This is a genomic window from Pseudomonas sp. CM25 (genome assembly GCF_013179705.1).
Classification (GTDB): domain Bacteria; phylum Pseudomonadota; class Gammaproteobacteria; order Pseudomonadales; family Pseudomonadaceae; genus Aquipseudomonas.
On sequence record NZ_JABMCW010000731.1, the window covers coordinates 1 to 563 of the forward strand.

The following is a 563-nucleotide window of genomic DNA, read 5'->3' on the forward strand; positions in this document are numbered from 1 at the left end:
GCGTGGAACCGCAGGCCCATCTGTGGGTGCCTGCGCGCTCCTTCTTGTTGTTCAGTATCACCCCTTGCGGGGTGCGATCCAAAGCGCGGCTATCAGCCGGTGATCATCGGCAGGTCCAGGCCCTGCTCCTTGGCGCAGTCGATGGCGATGTCGTAACCGGCATCGGCGTGGCGCATTACGCCAGTGCCCGGGTCGTTGGTCAGCACGCGGGCGATACGCTCGGCGGCCTCATCGGTACCGTCGCAGACGATGACCATGCCCGAGTGCTGGGAGAAGCCCATGCCCACGCCACCGCCGTGGTGCAACGAAACCCAGGTGGCGCCGCCAGCAGTGTTGAGCAGGGCGTTGAGCAGCGGCCAGTCGGAAACCGCATCGGAGCCGTCGCGCATGGCTTCGGTTTCGCGGTTGGGGCTGGACACCGAACCAGAGTCCAGGTGGTCGCGACCGATCACTACCGGCGCCGACAGTTCGCCGCTGCGCACCATTTCGTTGAACGCCAGGCCCAGCTTGGCGCGCAGGCCCAGGCCAACCCAGCAGATACGCGCCGGCAGGCCCTGGAAGCT

General features: G+C 66.8%; 1 pseudogene. It reads right to left on the minus strand.

The features are described from left to right. Positions 1 to 92: 92 nt before the first annotated feature. Positions 93 to 563 (minus strand): annotated as a pseudogene (locus HP546_RS30995) (urocanate hydratase); the annotation flags it as partial.